This is a genomic window from Shewanella livingstonensis (assembly GCF_003855395.1).
Classification (GTDB): Bacteria; Pseudomonadota; Gammaproteobacteria; order Enterobacterales; family Shewanellaceae; genus Shewanella; species Shewanella livingstonensis.
Window position 1 is genome coordinate 2460450 of record NZ_CP034015.1, and the last position, 14789, is coordinate 2475238.

Below are 14789 nucleotides of genomic sequence, written 5' to 3' on the forward strand. Positions count from 1 at the left end.
TGTTTAAGAGACTCTTATGAACCCATACCAAGCCCCGTTAAAGGACATGCAATTCTTGTTGGAACAGGTATTTGATGCACAAGCAACGTGGGAGCAACTTCCTGCTATGGCAGATGTTGTTGACATGGATACTGCATTCGCCATTCTAGAGGAAGCAAATAAGATCAGCCGTGATCTGCTTCACCCTTTAAATCGCAGCGGTGATGAGCAAGGTGTGGTTCATAAAGGCAACGACATTATTACCCCTGATGGCTTTAAAGAAGTGTATCAGCAGTTTTCTGACGGCGGTTGGGTTGGATTATGCGGTGAACCTGAGTTTGGCGGCATGGGGATGCCTAAAATGTTAGGCGTACTGGTAGACGAAATGGGTTACAGCGCATGTAACTCATTTACACTTTACAGCTCACTGACTGCAGGTGCTGCGTTATGTATTAATGCTCATGCCAATGACGAGTTAAAGCAAACCTATTTACCTAATTTATATACTGGCCAATGGGCTGGTGCAATGGACATGACCGAGCCTCATGCAGGTTCAGATTTGCGTGGTATCCGCACTAAAGCTGAACCGCTTGATGACGGCAGTTACTCCATTACCGGTAACAAAATTTTTATTACTGGCGGCGATCAAGACTTAACTGAAAACGTGATCCATCTAGTACTCGCTAAACTACCTGGATCGAAAGGTATTTCATTATTTTTAGTGCCTAAAATCACTGTTAATGCCGACGGTAGTTTAGGTGAGCACAATGGTGTAACAGTTGGCTCGATTGAACATAAGATGGGCCTTAAAGCATCGGCAACCTGTGTGATGAATTACGACAACGCTAAGGGCTTTTTAGTGGGCGAGCCGGATCGCGGTTTAGTATGTATGTTTACCATGATGAACTACGAGCGTTTAGCTATTGGTTTACAAGGTTTAGGTAACGCGCAAGCGGCTTATCAAATGGCCAGCGAATATGCCAAAGATCGCCTACAAGGTATCGCAGCGGCAGGTTCAGCTACTGGTGCCACATCTGATCCTATTATTGTTCATGGCGACGTGCGCCGTATGTTATTAACCATTCGCGCAATGACAGAAGCGGGTAGAGCATTATCGGTTTATACCGGAAAGCAGCTGGATTTAGCCAAATACGCCAGTGGTGATGTACAAGCTAAAGCGGCTCGATACGTAGGTTTGTTAACCCCAGTATCAAAAGCATTTTTAACCGACCGTGGTTTAGATGCCACCATTACGGGTCAGCAAGTGTTTGGTGGTCATGGTTATATTCGCGAAACAGGTATCGAGCAGTTTGTACGTGATACCCGTATTGCACAAATTTACGAAGGCACTAACGGTATTCAGGCTATCGACTTCTTAGGTCGTAAAATCACTGGTGATAACGTTGCAACATTGACTGAATTTGTTGCAGAAGTGAATGCTAGCATGACTGAATTAACGCAGGCTAATGCTGAGCATAAAGCGATGGTAAGCCAAGTGTTTGCTGAGTTGCTCACGACAGCTAACTACGTCAATGACAACAAGAAAACTCAACCAGCATTAGTCAACTCATGTGCGGTGGATTTCTTAGACGCCTTTGGTTATGCAGTGTACGGTTACTTCTGGTTACTGATGGCTGATAAAGCCTCAAGTCATGAAGATCAAAGCTTTGCAGCGCAAAAGCAGTTTGTGGCTAATTTCTATATGGATAAACTATTATCAAAATCTCAGTATCATTTATCACAGGTTAATCAAGGTGATAAATCGATTATGGCAATGCCCGCAGACATGTTTTAAACCTATTAACAGGTTAACCTGAATCTAGCGTTGCTGATTAAACACAGCCACATAATAAGCCTTCCATTAGAAGGCTTTTTTATTGCTACCGTTCACGTACAAATCGCGGTGGTGAACTTGTCATTGCTTAGACATAGATAGCCTAAACTGGCGTTATCACCTCACGATTTGACGCATCACTCTTTAATGGTTAATGGCTCATCGTTGACTATTTATCGTTAACTACTTACTACGTTTCCAATAAATAAAGGCCACAATAGCCACGAGTGCTATGGCTGGAGTTAATTGCGCTAAATGGTGAAAAAGTCCCACACCACCATGTCCCTCATGTGCCATAGCAAGAGATGGAATAGTGGCAAGAATAAAGGCAAGTGATAAGTATTTCATGCTGGAGTCCTTTTGTTGGGTTCACTTTTTTGTTGTCATTGTTTTGATTACGTTATCGTGTGGTTCAATATTTTGTTAATTGTCTTTGCGGTGTCAATGTTATGGTTTTAGCTCGTGCTGCTAACTTATGTGTCGAGCACTAATTGCATCAACATCATGTCTTCGCCATCGATGACCATGGTGTTATTGCCAAAGCAAGCAGGACAAATCACGGTACGTTCATCCACTTGTGATTGCGTTTTACAGTCGCGGCATTGCAGCACTAACGGTTGAACATTAATAATCAATTTAGCGTTATGGCATATACTCTCAAGCTTAAAGGTTTCAAAAGCTTGCGATAACAAAGCAGGTTCTACGCCACTTAATATACCAATCTTAAGCTCCACTTGTTCTATGCCTTTCGCTTGGTGCTCTAAAGCCAAGGCTTCACACTGCTCCATTAACGACATCACAATCGAGTATTCGTGCATTAACAAATCCTTGGAAGCAATTCACCTTGTGGTAAATCTAAATAGCGACTGCTGCCCCAAGGAGTTTGTAGTACTACTTTGCCAGGATGGCTGGCGGTTACTTGGCCAATAATCGCCGCGTGTTCACAATGGCCATAACGCTGCATTACTTCAATTGCGGCTTGGGCGATATCCATTGGCAGCGCCATTACAAAGGTGCCTTCATTAGCTAAATCAAAAGGCTCAAAACCGAATAACTCACATAAACCTTTAACTTCATCGCAAATTGGAATACTGGCTTCTTCAACATTAATACCAACCTGTGAGGCTTTGGCCCACTCATTTAATACAGCAGATAAGCCACCACGTGTAGCGTCGCGCATGGCATGCATTTTAATATTGGCAGCCAGTAGTTGCTCGATAATGGGCCATAAGGTATCGCAATCACTGTACAACTCAGATTCAAGGCTTAAGCCATCGCGGGCCATTAAAATGGCAGCTCCGTGGCGACCAATATCCCGAGAAACAATAATCGCATCACTCACTTGTAAGTTGCGTGCTGAAATATCAGGAATTAAAATACGTCCCACACCAGAGGTATTAATAAACAAGCCATCGGCACAGCCTTTAGGCACCACTTTGGTGTCACCGCAAACGATACGTGCTCCAGATTTACGTAATTCAGTCGCCATGCTGTTAACAATGGTGGTTAAGTCAGCCAGAGGAAACCCTTCTTCAATAATAAAGCTACAGCTTAAATACTCAGGTTGGGCCGCCATCATAGCTAAATCGTTCACTGTGCCGGCAATCGCTAATTTTCCGATATCGCCACCAGCAAAAAACAACGGTGAAACTGTGAAGGAATCGGTAGTAAAAGCAATGTGTCCGCACATGTTCAATTTGGCCGCATCTTCTTGTGCAGTCAAAATCGGATTATCAAAGGCTTTAAAGAATACATCGTGGATCAATTGATCCATTTCTTTACCGCCACCACCGTGGCTAAGTTGAATGGTTTTCTTAGTTGGCATTAATCACTTCTCCATAGCGGTAATAAGCATTACAAGCACCTTCTGAGCTCACCATACAGCTGCCAAGCGGGGTTTGCGGTGAACAGCCTCGGCCAAATACTTTACATTCTTTGGGATTGGCCAAACCACGCAAAATATCGCCGCACATACAGGCTTTATGGTCGTCAATTTCGGCTGTTGGTAATATCTTGGCATAAATACGCTCAGCATCACGATGATGATATTCAGGCCGTAATGTTAATGCAGACTTGGCAATTGGGCCCAGTCCGCGCCAACGAAAGCTGTCACGAACCATAAAATATTTGTCGACGAGTTGTTGAGCGGCTAGGTTGCCCTCATAACTCACGGAGCGACTATATTGATTATCAAGCTCCGCTTTACCGGCCACTTTTTGGGTCACAATTCGTAAAATAGACTCCATAACATCCACTGGCTCAAACCCTGATACCACAACCGGTGTTTGGTATTTATCCACGGTAGATTGGTAAATTTTTGAGCCGCTAATCACACTCACATGCGCGGGGCCAATAAACGCGTTTACTTGTGCGCGGCTATCAGACATCACAGCATCAATGGCCGGAGGTACGAGTACGTGGTTAATATGAAATAATAAATTATCGATATGCAGCGCTTCTGCTTGGGCTAATAATGCTGCTGTCATAGGCGCGGATGTTTCAAAACCAATGGCGAAAAAAATCACTGTTTTGTGCGGATTATCTTGGGCAATCACCAAGGTATCTAATGGGTCGTATATTGGCCGAATATCACACCCCCTAGAGCGAAACTGCGCTAGGCTGCCCATAGAACCAGGAACTCTGATCATGTCGCCTAAAGTGACTAAAATGGTATCGGCTTGTGAGGCAAGGGTGGCAGCATGGTCAATTCGCTCCTTTGGCATAACGCACACAGGACAACCTGGACCATGAATAAAACGAATATTAGTGGGTAATAACTGCAATAAACCGTATTTCATAATAGTGTGGGTATGCCCGCCGCACACTTCCATAATGTTTATTTGTTGATTGGTTTTAGCCGCTTGTTGCGCAATTAATGTTGCCAAATGACCAATGGTCTGTGGATCTCGAAACCCTTGATAAAAGTCATTTAGGGTCATCATTGCTCAGACTCCAATTGCATTGCAGTGACTATTTGGCGATATAAATCGAGGCTTTCCTGGGCATCATTGTGGTCAATTTTATTCATCACAAAACCAATGTGAATCAATACAAAATCACCAATGGCTAGCGGATCACTGATTAAATGGCAGCTTACGCGCCGTTTTACACCAAGCGTATCAACAGTTACTGTTGCATCATCATGAATTTCAACCACTTTTGATGGTACTGACAAACACATAATCAATATTCCTTGTGTTGTTCAAACCAGCTGGCCAAGGTTTTCATTGATTGAGGATTTTTCACTGATACAACTAATAGTTCAACATGAGGATTTAATTTACTTAACTGCGCTTTGGCTTCATCAATACTAAAATCAAAGTGAGGTAACAAGTCAGATTTGGTAATAACCACTAAATCAGCACGGCGAAACATCACTGGATACTTCTCAATTTTGTCGTCACCTTCAGGTACCGATAACAACACTATATTTTTGTGGGTGCCAACATCATAACTGGCTGGACAGACTAGATTACCGACGTTTTCAACGAAGCAAATATCCACATCATCTAAATTAAGATGATGCAGGGCGCCGTGAACCATAAAAGCATCGAGATGACAGGCTGAACCCGTTTGAATTTGATAGGCGTTGATGCCCTTGGCAATTAAGCGGTCGGCGTCGCGAGAGGTTTCAAGATCACCTTCAATCACGGCATAGCGAGCATCAAGGTATTCATGTAAACATTCTAAAAGACTGGTTTTACCGCTACCAGGGCTACTCATTAGATTAAAAGCACTGACCTGATGCGCGGCAAAATGATTGCGATTATGTTGCGCTTCTAGATCATTTTTATCCAATATTTTATGGATAACGGCTAAGGTCTTTTTATCGTTAAGCTGAGGATTACTATGAAGAGTGTGCTCATGACTATGAGTCATTGAGCAGCCGCAGTCTTTACACATTTGATGTTCCTTAACCTTATTATTATGCTTATTAACCAGTGTCGGTTAAGTGGATTAAGGATTCTTTGATACACATCAGCTTTTGCAATAAACACTGTGAACAATAGTGCCATTGAGTAAATTTTGTGACCGAGACCACAATTGTCAGCGCTGCATACTTCTATTGGGTAAGACAACGTTCCTTTCTATAAAATCGCTTGCAGCCTTATAGAGAGCAAGGTAAAACGCACTTAGCATGTACCTTAAGCCATGTGATGAATGGCGTACCACAATTGGCCTAGGGCAATGCCACCATCATTAATAGGAATATGACCACTGGTTAAATACGTTCTTTCACCCATTACACAATCGTCAACACATTGGCTGAGTAAGGTTTTATTTTGAAACACGCCGCCACAAAATACCTGCGGTAACTGCGGATATTGTTGACCTATATGATTAACTTGCTGGCCAATGGCATTAATAAACTGCCAGCATAGTTGCTGCTTAATTAATGGGTTATCCGCGTCGCTCACCGTAAGGTTTACCAACTGAGTCATAAAGTCACTGCTGTGCCATTGAATAGGCTCAGGGTCATTATTGCTTACAATGTTGAGTTTAATAGGCTTAAAAGCATCACCTGGTTTTTTGGCATAATCGTTAGCTGCCGCTTCAATCATCATCCCGGCCTGGCCTTCGTATGGCGCGCTGCCAATAAACCCTAATGCCACTGCAAGTGCATCAAATAAGCGCCCAACAGAGCGACATTCAATGCAGTGACTATTATTACGCCATAACTGATGTAAATTAGTCACTGTGTGGCGACCTAAATCTTGTATTGCAACAATGGGCAGTGTCAGTACGTGTTGCAGTGACATGTGTTCAAACAATAATGCCAGTAAAATTCTCACCGGCTGCTTAATCGCTTGTTCACCACCAATAAGCTTAAATGGGCTAAAGTGCGCTAAGGTCGTAAAACCATCGATATCCGCCAACATCACTTCACTGCCCCATAATGTGCCGTCATCACCTAGGCCTGTGCCATCAAAACTAAAGCCTAATACTTGCTCAGTGCGTTGGTGCATCGCCATAACCGACAAAACGTGGGCGAAATGGTGTTGTATACCAATGCAATGAGATGGCAAAAGGTGATGCTCAGATTGGTAGTTTACCGCCCATTGGGTCGGCGCATATTGCAGGTGATTATCATGCACAATATGACTTGGACTGAAGTCATACAGGCGCTTAAACGTTGCCAAGCTTCGGCTAAAATATTGCTCTGCTTCAAGGCTAAATAAATCACCAATGTGCGGCGACACAATCAGATTATTGTTAAAACCAAAAGCGACAGTGTTTTTTTGTTGTGCGCCAACCGCCAATACGTTGTTTTGGCGGTTCGATAGCATGGGAGAGTGGAGGTTGATGGTCAGCGGCGCGAAGCCGCGGGCTAATCGAATCACTTGCACCTGCTTGTCGATCACTTGCACTACGCTGTCATCACAGGCATTAATAATTGGCCTATTATGGTCAAGGATCCCATCGATAACATGAGCTAAATGCTGCTCTATATCAGCCTTATTAGTAATAATGGGTTCGCCGCTACGATTTGCACTGGTGGCTACAATCGGTTTGTTTAAGCGCTGCATTAATAAATGGTGTAATGGTGTGTAGGGTAAAAATACTCCAAGGCGATCAATGCCAGGTGCTAGTAATAAACTCAGTTCTATAGGCCCATTACTTCCGTTATTCTCATTACTATTATCATTAGCAACGCGTTTGGTCATCAAGGTAATCGGCTTCTCTGGGCTGGTTAACACTCGCCATTCAGCCTCATTACCACTAACACACAACTTTGCCTGGGCTAAATTAGCTACCATAATCGCTAATGGTTTGGCGGGGCGCTGTTTACGTTGGCGCAGCATGGCAACCGCATCATCATTGCTGGCATCGCAGACTAAATGGAAGCCACCTAAACCTTTAATGGCCACAATGCCACCACGGTTTATCATTTCAACGGCTTGCTCTAATGCGATTAACATGGATGAGTCATACAAAAATTCAGCACGTGCGTTAAGCGTACTAAAGGTTAATTGTGGCCCGCAATGAGGGCAACTAATTGGCTGTGCATGATAGCGTCGGTTGAGAGGGTCACTGTATGCGGCATAGCAACGTTCGCACATCATAAAATCGGCCATGGCGGTGTTGCATCGGTCATAGGGGAATGAGGTAATAATGCTATAGCGTGGACCGCAATTAGTGCAATTGGTAAACGGATATTGATAATGACGATTATGAGGATCATTAATGTCATCAAGGCAATCTTGGCAAATACTCATGTCGGCTGAAATAGCCACTTTGGCCTGTTCGCCCGTTAAAATCTGGCTGTCGATAATACTAAAGTGATCAAATAAATGTAATGGTGTTTGCTCCGTTACTTCAATAGCATCTATTCGAGCTAATGGCGGAGGGGATTGTTTTAAGGCTGCAATAAACTGCTCAATTAGTTCATTACGGCCTTGCAAAATAATCGTCACCCCAAGGTGATTATTTAGCACACTACCGACTAAAGTTAACTGATGTGCCAAACGAAACACAAAGGGGCGAAAACCAACCCCTTGTACAATACCTTTAACAATAATGGTAACTTGCTGTAATGGTTTCATAAGGATTCAATCTCATACAAGAATAAGCAATAACTGATATACCTTAAGATACCTTTTATCCACGTCGTTGTTTGAGATATAGCCCACCAATTGCGATATTAACCCCATCTAAATCCAGTAATGGATTGACCACCAGCGGATAATTTTTACCTATGCGTAATTGCACTCGCTCAGCTAACAGCGGGTTAGCAAATTCACTGCCGGCAATCACTAATTGTTTTACGCCAATATTTTGATCTAAATGTTCTATCCAATGGCTTAAATAGTCTGCAAACGAGTCATGAAACGCAAACGCCAGTTTGGCTAAGTTAGTTTCGCCTGCTAGCTTAAAGCTCATTAATGTGCCTAATGTTTTACACCAATTGAGGCCACGATGTGCAGCTCCTTTAGTGAGAGGGAAGTCAATGCGGGGCGCATTATTGCCATGATGAGCCATTGCCAAAGCGACAAATTTATCGGCAAGTTCGGCGACGGTCACTCGCTGAGCTGTCTCAACGGGATAGCCACCAATAATCAGGGTGGCAACGGCCATTAATTGCGACAATGCCCCATCGTCTGCTTGAATGTGCAAGTCTAATAATTGGTTATATTCGGCTGAAAACAATTGTTTAAATTTATCTAATAGACTTTTTTGCGGCGACTCAGATAATCGATGACAGATCTCGTAGCCAGACAAAGGCAGATTAGGCATTTCAAAAAATAACTCAGGCTGGCTTTGGTCGTCTAGGGTGACAATTTGGCACCCGTTGTGTTGGCTGAAATACAATATCGCGGCGTTTTTTACAAATTGTGGTTTATGACTGTTTTTAGTGGCATCGCAGCGCAATAGCGCCGCATTTAAGGCACACAAGCTAGTTGATATCGATGTGCCAGCATTACTGGACTCATCGATTATTGTACTCTCTAACGCTGAAATGACTGAGGTTGCTCGTTTGGCTGCGGACTCAGCCGAACTGACTTGCCAGGTAATGGCTGTTTTAGTGGTATTAGCGGTAAACGCCATCAGGCCATCTTGGTAATGATGCTCATCATGCAAACAGGTCACATTAGTCGGTAACGGTATGCTGCCATCGCTTAGGGTTGTGATCGGTAACCAATGTTGATTAATACTGGCTAAACGCAACGGCTTATTGAGCAAGGCTTCTTGACTAGTATGTGGTTCAATATCGCTAGTGACATGCAACCAATTAATGCCTTTTTGGCGCAGTACTTCAGTGAGTATCACTAATAAACGATTTTCAGCAAATTGAATATCATACAGCGGCGCTAATAAGCTGGGATGATCGCTACTGGGTCGCACGCGAATTAATGGTTTTTCAATACTCGACAAAGCCAATACCTGGCTGTCATCAACGATAAAATGACTATTGAGCGAATTAGGATTACAGATTAATATTCGTGGTCGTTGATATGGCATTTCTGTAGACGCTTGCGATGCTTCGATGACTTGCTTATCGGCGATGACAGCGGGCGGTGTTAACCACAACGTTAGCCCAAGAATAGGCAAGGGCAGAGATTTATTATTGATTAAGCGGTTTGCCATTAATACTATGTCGGCTTGAGTTAACGACTTTTCATCACGGCTAAGTTTTTCATGGCCCATGCAATGATGACATTGCAGATTAATATTACCAAAAGAGGGCTGCTGATTATCACCAAAAAGGGGTTGGCAATGCTGGCAAAAATACAGCGGCAAACCAGGGTGTAGTGGTTTAATCTTAAATAGTTTTCGCTGACCACTGTGTTGCTCAATACGTTCAATATGGGTGTGAAGTAGCCAAACAGACAATAAAAAATCACTGGCAATGTTATCTGCTAACGCTTCAAGTTGGGCTTGTGTGGCAAAGGCTTCGATAAAATAACGTATCTGGCTCGTTTGAGGGTCGGACTCAGCACCAATACTAATATTGAGTTCAGTACGGTTCAGATATTGATGACACAACTGCTCATATAAGGGCACGTGCCGTTGGCATACAAAATCAAATCGAATGTTATGCATCGACATAGTAACCTCGCTTATAAGCGTCAGGAATGACCTGATCAATGGTTATATTATCCACAATTTGCTGGTTAAACCCTAACGCAGCCAAATGGGTTAATAGTGTGTGTTCCATCACCGGAATGGCAGCATGTAAATCGGCTGTCAGTCCTAATGTCATTGGTTCAATAACGGTTGGGGTAACACCTAATACAAAGGTGTGCGGCCTGTCGCCAACAATGTCCATCATGTTGAGTGTTTGCAGCATTTCGACTTCGTGGGCACTACCTTGCCAATCAATTTCAGCAGGGGCATGGTCAAAGTCGAAAAAATACACTTCGCCAGGCTTTACTCCAACGCTATTGACCGTATCAACCACAATTAACTGGTCATAACGGCTTATCATCGGAATTAGGCCTTGGGCTAGGGTGCCTCCGTCGACAATATCTATCCTGTCGCTACGGTGGCTAAATTGGTATTTGTCTTTGATATAATTGACAAAATGCACGCCGACTCCTTCATCGGCGTACAATACATTGCCTATACCTAACAGCAATATTTTTTTCACAATTATTAATTCATCCTATTTACGTACTTTGTGATAGTCATAGCCAGACACAATCGAATCGACTGAATTATGTTTAAAGCGAATACCAGACCACACCGCCATATACATATGGATCATTACAAAAATAATAAAGGCCCATGTTAAGTAATGATGATAAATCCGCAGTGGCGCTAAACCACCACACAGGCCGGTTATCCATGCCGATACATCACCGAGCATTCCGCCAATACCTAAATGGTACACATTGGCGTACAGCACTAAGCCGGTGATACACATAATCAAAGCGACAAACGAAATAGCCACGTAGGTCATAAACTGTAATGGTCCGTAAACGCCGGCTTTGTCTAAACTGCCCATCCAAAAATAGGACTTTATTTGGGTTATCCAGCTTCGATGCGATAGCACATCTTTAAATGATCGTCTTTCATGGTTAATACGACTAAAGAAAAACAAGTAAAAACGCACTAAGGTAATACTGGTTAATAAAAATCCGAAGATGATATGGGCAAAGCGGATCCAACCTTGCACTAATACGTCAGTGCTGGCGGGTGCCACTAAAAATGGCCACGCGATATAAAATCCGGTGATCACCAATACCAAAATCGACAAGGCCCGTAACCAGTGAAAGATTCTAATCGCTGGAGTAAATATCAACTGCCTATCGTGGGTTGCAATATGTTGCATACTTTTATCCCTCCTACTCCATTACCTCTGATTAAAACCCATTTGGATCAATTTTAAATTGACCTAGGGTGTGTTTGTTGTAATCCATCACGTGAACGGAACACGCCATACAAGGATCAAAGGAATGAATAATACGAATGACTTCTAGCGGTTTAGTGGGGTCTTCAAGTTTCAAACCAATTAACGACGCTTCATAAGGGCCCATTTTTCCATTAGCATCTACAGGGCCTGCGTTCCAGGTTGTAGGCACCACGGCTTGGTAGTTTTCGACTTTGGCATCTTTAATTCGGATCCAATGACTTAACATGCCGCGAGGCGCTTCAATCATTGAATAACCTTCGTAAACGCGATCTGGGTCTATCTCAGGTTTAACGTAAGTTGACTCATCCGATTGTATATTCACCAGTAAAGCATCAAAGGTTTGTAAACTCGCTTGTCCCACTAACACGGTTTGCAACATACGCGCAGCGGTTCTCCCTAAGGTGGTAAACAACGCTTCAAGAGGTAAACCAGTGCGCGCTAACAAACCATCAACCGCATTGACAACCACTTGGTTACCACGGGCATAGTTAACTAATAAACACGCTAACGGGCCAACTTCTAAAGGTTCATCTTGATAACGCGGCGACTTAACCCACGAATATTTACCATCGCCGTCAATGGTTGGCAATTTGCCGTACACAGTATCGCGCTCAATAAACCCGGTGTAATCAGGAATAGTGGTCCCTTCATAAGGATGCTGTGGGCCATCGGCTTTATACCAAGCGTGGGTCACGTCTTCTTTAATTAAGCTCGGGTCGATATCTTGCACATTGGCTAAATCACCGTGTAAAATCACCCCTTGTTGAAATAAATACTCGCCATCGGCGGTAATAAAATCTTCACCGCACAAGAAACTGTTAACATTTACCCCGCCAAGTACACTGGCTTCAGTGCCAAACGCTTCAGCTGCCATCACAATATCTGCCTGGTAGGCTCGCTCAATAAAGTCTTGCACGATGGCGTGCTTTTGTTTCCATTCTTGTAAACGGGCGGGGCTTAACATGTCGCGCACTGAGGTAACACCGCCGACCACAATAGACTGTGGATGTGGCGATTTTCCACCAAAAATAGCCAGCATTTCAGCCGCCACACGTTGTACTTCAAGGGCTTTTAAATAATGCGATAACGCAATCAGGTTTTGCTCAGGGCTAAAGCGATAAGTACTATTACCCCAATAAGCATTGGCAAATGGCCCCAGTTTTCCGGTTTCGACCAAGCCTTTTACCCGTGCTTGTACTGCTTTTAATTCACCTTCGCCAGCAGCAATCGGTGCATCAGAGTATTTCATCGCCACTTGCGCGGCAAGTGCAGGGTCGGCGCTTAATGCCGATACTACATCTACCCAATCTAAACCGTGTAAATGATAAAAATGCACAATATGATCATGCATATATAACGACGACTGCATTATGCTGCGCAGGTATTTGGCATTCAAAGGGATCTTAACTCCCAGGGCATCTTCAACCGCCTCAGTACCACAACGATAATGCGAATAAGTACACACGCCACAAATACGCTGCACAATTAAGCCCACATCCATAGGTGTGCGACCTTTTAATATCACTTCAATACCGCGCCATAAGGTCGATGATGACCAGGCCTTGGTAATGACATTATTGTCATCCACTTCAACTTCGACACGTAAATGGCCTTCGATACGGGTGATAGGGTCGATAACGACACGTTTACTCATGATTATTCCTCCAAAGGCTTAGCAAATACGCTAGCAACTGCATGGGCGCCAATACCAACAACGGTGGCGCCTAAAATGACCGCACCAATGGTGTCAGCGGTGGCATCAATGCCATGTAAAAGTTGGCGTCCTAGCGGTTTTTCAAAGTCCGCCATGTCATCCCAAAAATTCGGTTCAGAGCAACCCATACAGCCATGGCCCGCTAACACAGGCCAACTTGTATGGTGGTTAAAGCGCTCCGTTGGGCAGTTATTGTAGGTATAAGGTCCTTTACAACCGACTTTATAAAGGCAATAACCTTCTTTAGCACCTTCATCGCCAAATTCTTCAACAAACTCACCAGCATCAAAGCGGCCACGACGTTCACAGTTATCATGTACCCGCGCGCCGTAAGCCCATTTAGGACGATTAAACATATCCAGTGCAGGTAACTTACCGAACATAATGAAATACATTAGCGTGCCAACAATGTTCTTTTCACTTGGAGGACAACCGCCTAAATTAATCACCGGCTTATCAACCACTTCGTAAACACCTTTTGCGCCAGTCGGGTTAGGCGCCGCGGCTTGTACACCACCAAAGGCTGCGCAAGTACCGACGGAGATAATCGCGGCAGCATTTTCAGCCGCTTCCTTAACAATGTGTAAACCGGTGTGACCTTTACAGCCGACGGTTAAAAAAGTGCCGTTATTGGCAGTAGGCACAGCACCTTCAACCGCCAGTAAATAGCGGCCTTTGTAAGTTTCAAGGGCATTCTCTAAGTTTTCTTCTGCTTGCCAACCAGAGGCTGCCATTAGCGTTTCATGATATTCAAGTGAGATATGATCGAAAATTAATGTGTCTAGGTTCGGGGAGTCGGTGCGAATTAATGATTCAGAGCACCCCGTACACTCGGCTAGGTGCAACCAAATGAGTGGGACTCGGTCGGCTAATTCAGCGGCCTCAGCAACCAAATTACTAAAGGGTAGGGGCAAGGCAAACATTGCGGTGACCGAGGCGGTCCATTTAATGAAGTCGCGACGAGATATGCCAAGGCTAACCATTTTTTGTTGTAATGAGACCGGCTGACGTTGGGCAAATTGGCGTAAATAATTAAGGCGATCTTGACCCTGTTTATAAAGGGCTGCATGTGTGTCCATGTTGATACCTTCTGCTAAAGTTAGCTCAGTGCTAATAATGAGTTGCAATTTATCGGTATCAATTTTAGAACTTGGTTAAAAATCGTCTTTGATATAAATCAACTTGTGAGATATTCCCTTAACATATGTAAGGCTATATCGTCGAATTTTTGATGTTGATCAAGTTAACAAAAATGAAATCGGACAAAATGTCGCAGATCACTATTTTATAGAGAAGGTGATCAAACACTTCACTTGGGGATTTTGTAGCAACATGATGCTGAAGTTATTAGCAGTCATTGCTAATGCCATTACCAATATCGGCAACATAAATGCTAAACAACTTAT

General features: G+C 43.6%; 13 protein-coding genes. 1 reads left to right on the forward strand and 12 read right to left on the reverse strand.

The annotated features are described in order from the left end of the window. Window positions 1–16 precede the first annotated feature (16 nt). The gene (locus EGC82_RS10610; RefSeq protein ID WP_124730735.1) at window positions 17–1774 is read left to right on the forward strand and encodes an acyl-CoA dehydrogenase C-terminal domain-containing protein; all 1758 of its coding nucleotides are present in this window, start codon (window positions 17–19) and stop codon (window positions 1772–1774) included. Between the two features lie 222 nt (window positions 1775–1996). Here EGC82_RS10610 and EGC82_RS21245 read toward each other — a convergent pair whose 3' ends face one another. The 12 genes from EGC82_RS21245 to hyaA all read right to left on the reverse strand — a co-directional run bounded on the left by EGC82_RS21245 (window position 1997) and on the right by hyaA (window position 14462). Then, on the reverse strand, window positions 1997–2161 hold the full coding sequence (locus EGC82_RS21245; protein WP_164839124.1) for a hypothetical protein: 165 nt from the start codon (window positions 2159–2161) through the stop codon (window positions 1997–1999). A gap of 125 nt (window positions 2162–2286) precedes the next feature. Further along, a complete protein-coding gene (locus EGC82_RS10615) occupies window positions 2287–2631 on the reverse strand; it encodes a hydrogenase maturation nickel metallochaperone HypA/HybF (RefSeq protein WP_124730736.1) in 345 nt (114 codons plus the stop codon). Beyond that, window positions 2631–3638, reverse strand: a complete 1008-nt coding sequence (gene hypE / locus EGC82_RS10620) for a hydrogenase expression/formation protein HypE (RefSeq protein WP_124730737.1) — start codon at window positions 3636–3638, stop codon at window positions 2631–2633. The genes EGC82_RS10615 and hypE overlap by 1 nt, the downstream gene beginning before the upstream one ends. Beyond that, entirely contained in the window at window positions 3628–4755 is a 1128-nt protein-coding gene (gene hypD / locus EGC82_RS10625) for a hydrogenase formation protein HypD (protein WP_124730738.1), read from the reverse strand. The genes hypE and hypD overlap by 11 nt, the downstream gene beginning before the upstream one ends. Further along, window positions 4752–4994 carry a HypC/HybG/HupF family hydrogenase formation chaperone gene (locus tag EGC82_RS10630; RefSeq protein WP_124730739.1) on the reverse strand — a complete coding sequence of 81 codons (243 nt, stop codon included), beginning with the start codon at window positions 4992–4994 and terminating at the stop codon, window positions 4752–4754. The genes hypD and EGC82_RS10630 overlap by 4 nt, the downstream gene beginning before the upstream one ends. A gap of 2 nt (window positions 4995–4996) precedes the next feature. Then, complete coding sequence (hypB, locus tag EGC82_RS10635; RefSeq protein WP_124730740.1) at window positions 4997–5716, reverse strand: hydrogenase nickel incorporation protein HypB; 720 nt, start codon at window positions 5714–5716, stop codon at window positions 4997–4999. A 242-nt stretch (window positions 5717–5958) separates the two neighbouring features. Next, window positions 5959–8358: a carbamoyltransferase HypF gene (gene hypF / locus EGC82_RS10640; protein ID WP_124730741.1), complete on the reverse strand. Its 2400-nt coding sequence runs from the start codon at window positions 8356–8358 to the stop codon at window positions 5959–5961. Window positions 8359–8413: 55 nt separating this feature from the next. After that, window positions 8414–10363 (reverse strand): NiFe hydrogenase, encoded by a 1950-nt coding sequence (locus EGC82_RS10645; protein ID WP_124730742.1) that lies wholly within the window; start codon window positions 10361–10363, stop codon window positions 8414–8416. Further along, window positions 10350–10904 (reverse strand): HyaD/HybD family hydrogenase maturation endopeptidase, encoded by a 555-nt coding sequence (locus EGC82_RS10650; RefSeq protein WP_124730743.1) that lies wholly within the window; start codon window positions 10902–10904, stop codon window positions 10350–10352. Before EGC82_RS10650 ends, EGC82_RS10645 begins: the two co-directional genes overlap by 14 nt. A gap of 15 nt (window positions 10905–10919) precedes the next feature. After that, on the reverse strand, window positions 10920–11588 hold the full coding sequence (gene cybH / locus EGC82_RS10655; protein ID WP_124730744.1) for a Ni/Fe-hydrogenase, b-type cytochrome subunit: 669 nt from the start codon (window positions 11586–11588) through the stop codon (window positions 10920–10922). A gap of 31 nt (window positions 11589–11619) precedes the next feature. Further along, complete coding sequence (hyaB, locus tag EGC82_RS10660; protein ID WP_124730745.1) at window positions 11620–13323, reverse strand: nickel-dependent hydrogenase large subunit; 1704 nt, start codon at window positions 13321–13323, stop codon at window positions 11620–11622. A gap of 2 nt (window positions 13324–13325) precedes the next feature. After that, on the reverse strand, window positions 13326–14462 hold the full coding sequence (hyaA, locus tag EGC82_RS10665; protein WP_124730746.1) for a nickel-dependent hydrogenase small subunit: 1137 nt from the start codon (window positions 14460–14462) through the stop codon (window positions 13326–13328). Window positions 14463–14789 lie beyond the last annotated feature (327 nt).

Bases quoted from the DNA above. Each gene is read 5' to 3' on its own strand.
- EGC82_RS10610 (WP_124730735.1), top strand. From the start codon at position 17: ATGAACCCATACCAAGCCCCGTTAAAGGACATGCAATTCTTGTTGGAA.
- EGC82_RS21245 (WP_164839124.1), bottom strand. From the start codon at position 2,161: ATGAAATACTTATCACTTGCCTTTATTCTTGCCACTATTCCATCTCTT.
- EGC82_RS10615 (WP_124730736.1), bottom strand. From the start codon at position 2,631: ATGCACGAATACTCGATTGTGATGTCGTTAATGGAGCAGTGTGAAGCC.
- hypE (WP_124730737.1), bottom strand. From the start codon at position 3,638: ATGCCAACTAAGAAAACCATTCAACTTAGCCACGGTGGTGGCGGTAAA.
- hypD (WP_124730738.1), bottom strand. From the start codon at position 4,755: ATGATGACCCTAAATGACTTTTATCAAGGGTTTCGAGATCCACAGACC.
- EGC82_RS10630 (WP_124730739.1), bottom strand. From the start codon at position 4,994: ATGTGTTTGTCAGTACCATCAAAAGTGGTTGAAATTCATGATGATGCA.
- hypB (WP_124730740.1), bottom strand. From the start codon at position 5,716: ATGTGTAAAGACTGCGGCTGCTCAATGACTCATAGTCATGAGCACACT.
- hypF (WP_124730741.1), bottom strand. From the start codon at position 8,358: ATGAAACCATTACAGCAAGTTACCATTATTGTTAAAGGTATTGTACAA.
- EGC82_RS10645 (WP_124730742.1), bottom strand. From the start codon at position 10,363: ATGTCGATGCATAACATTCGATTTGATTTTGTATGCCAACGGCACGTG.
- cybH (WP_124730744.1), bottom strand. From the start codon at position 11,588: ATGCAACATATTGCAACCCACGATAGGCAGTTGATATTTACTCCAGCG.
- hyaB (WP_124730745.1), bottom strand. From the start codon at position 13,323: ATGAGTAAACGTGTCGTTATCGACCCTATCACCCGTATCGAAGGCCAT.
- hyaA (WP_124730746.1), bottom strand. From the start codon at position 14,462: ATGGACACACATGCAGCCCTTTATAAACAGGGTCAAGATCGCCTTAAT.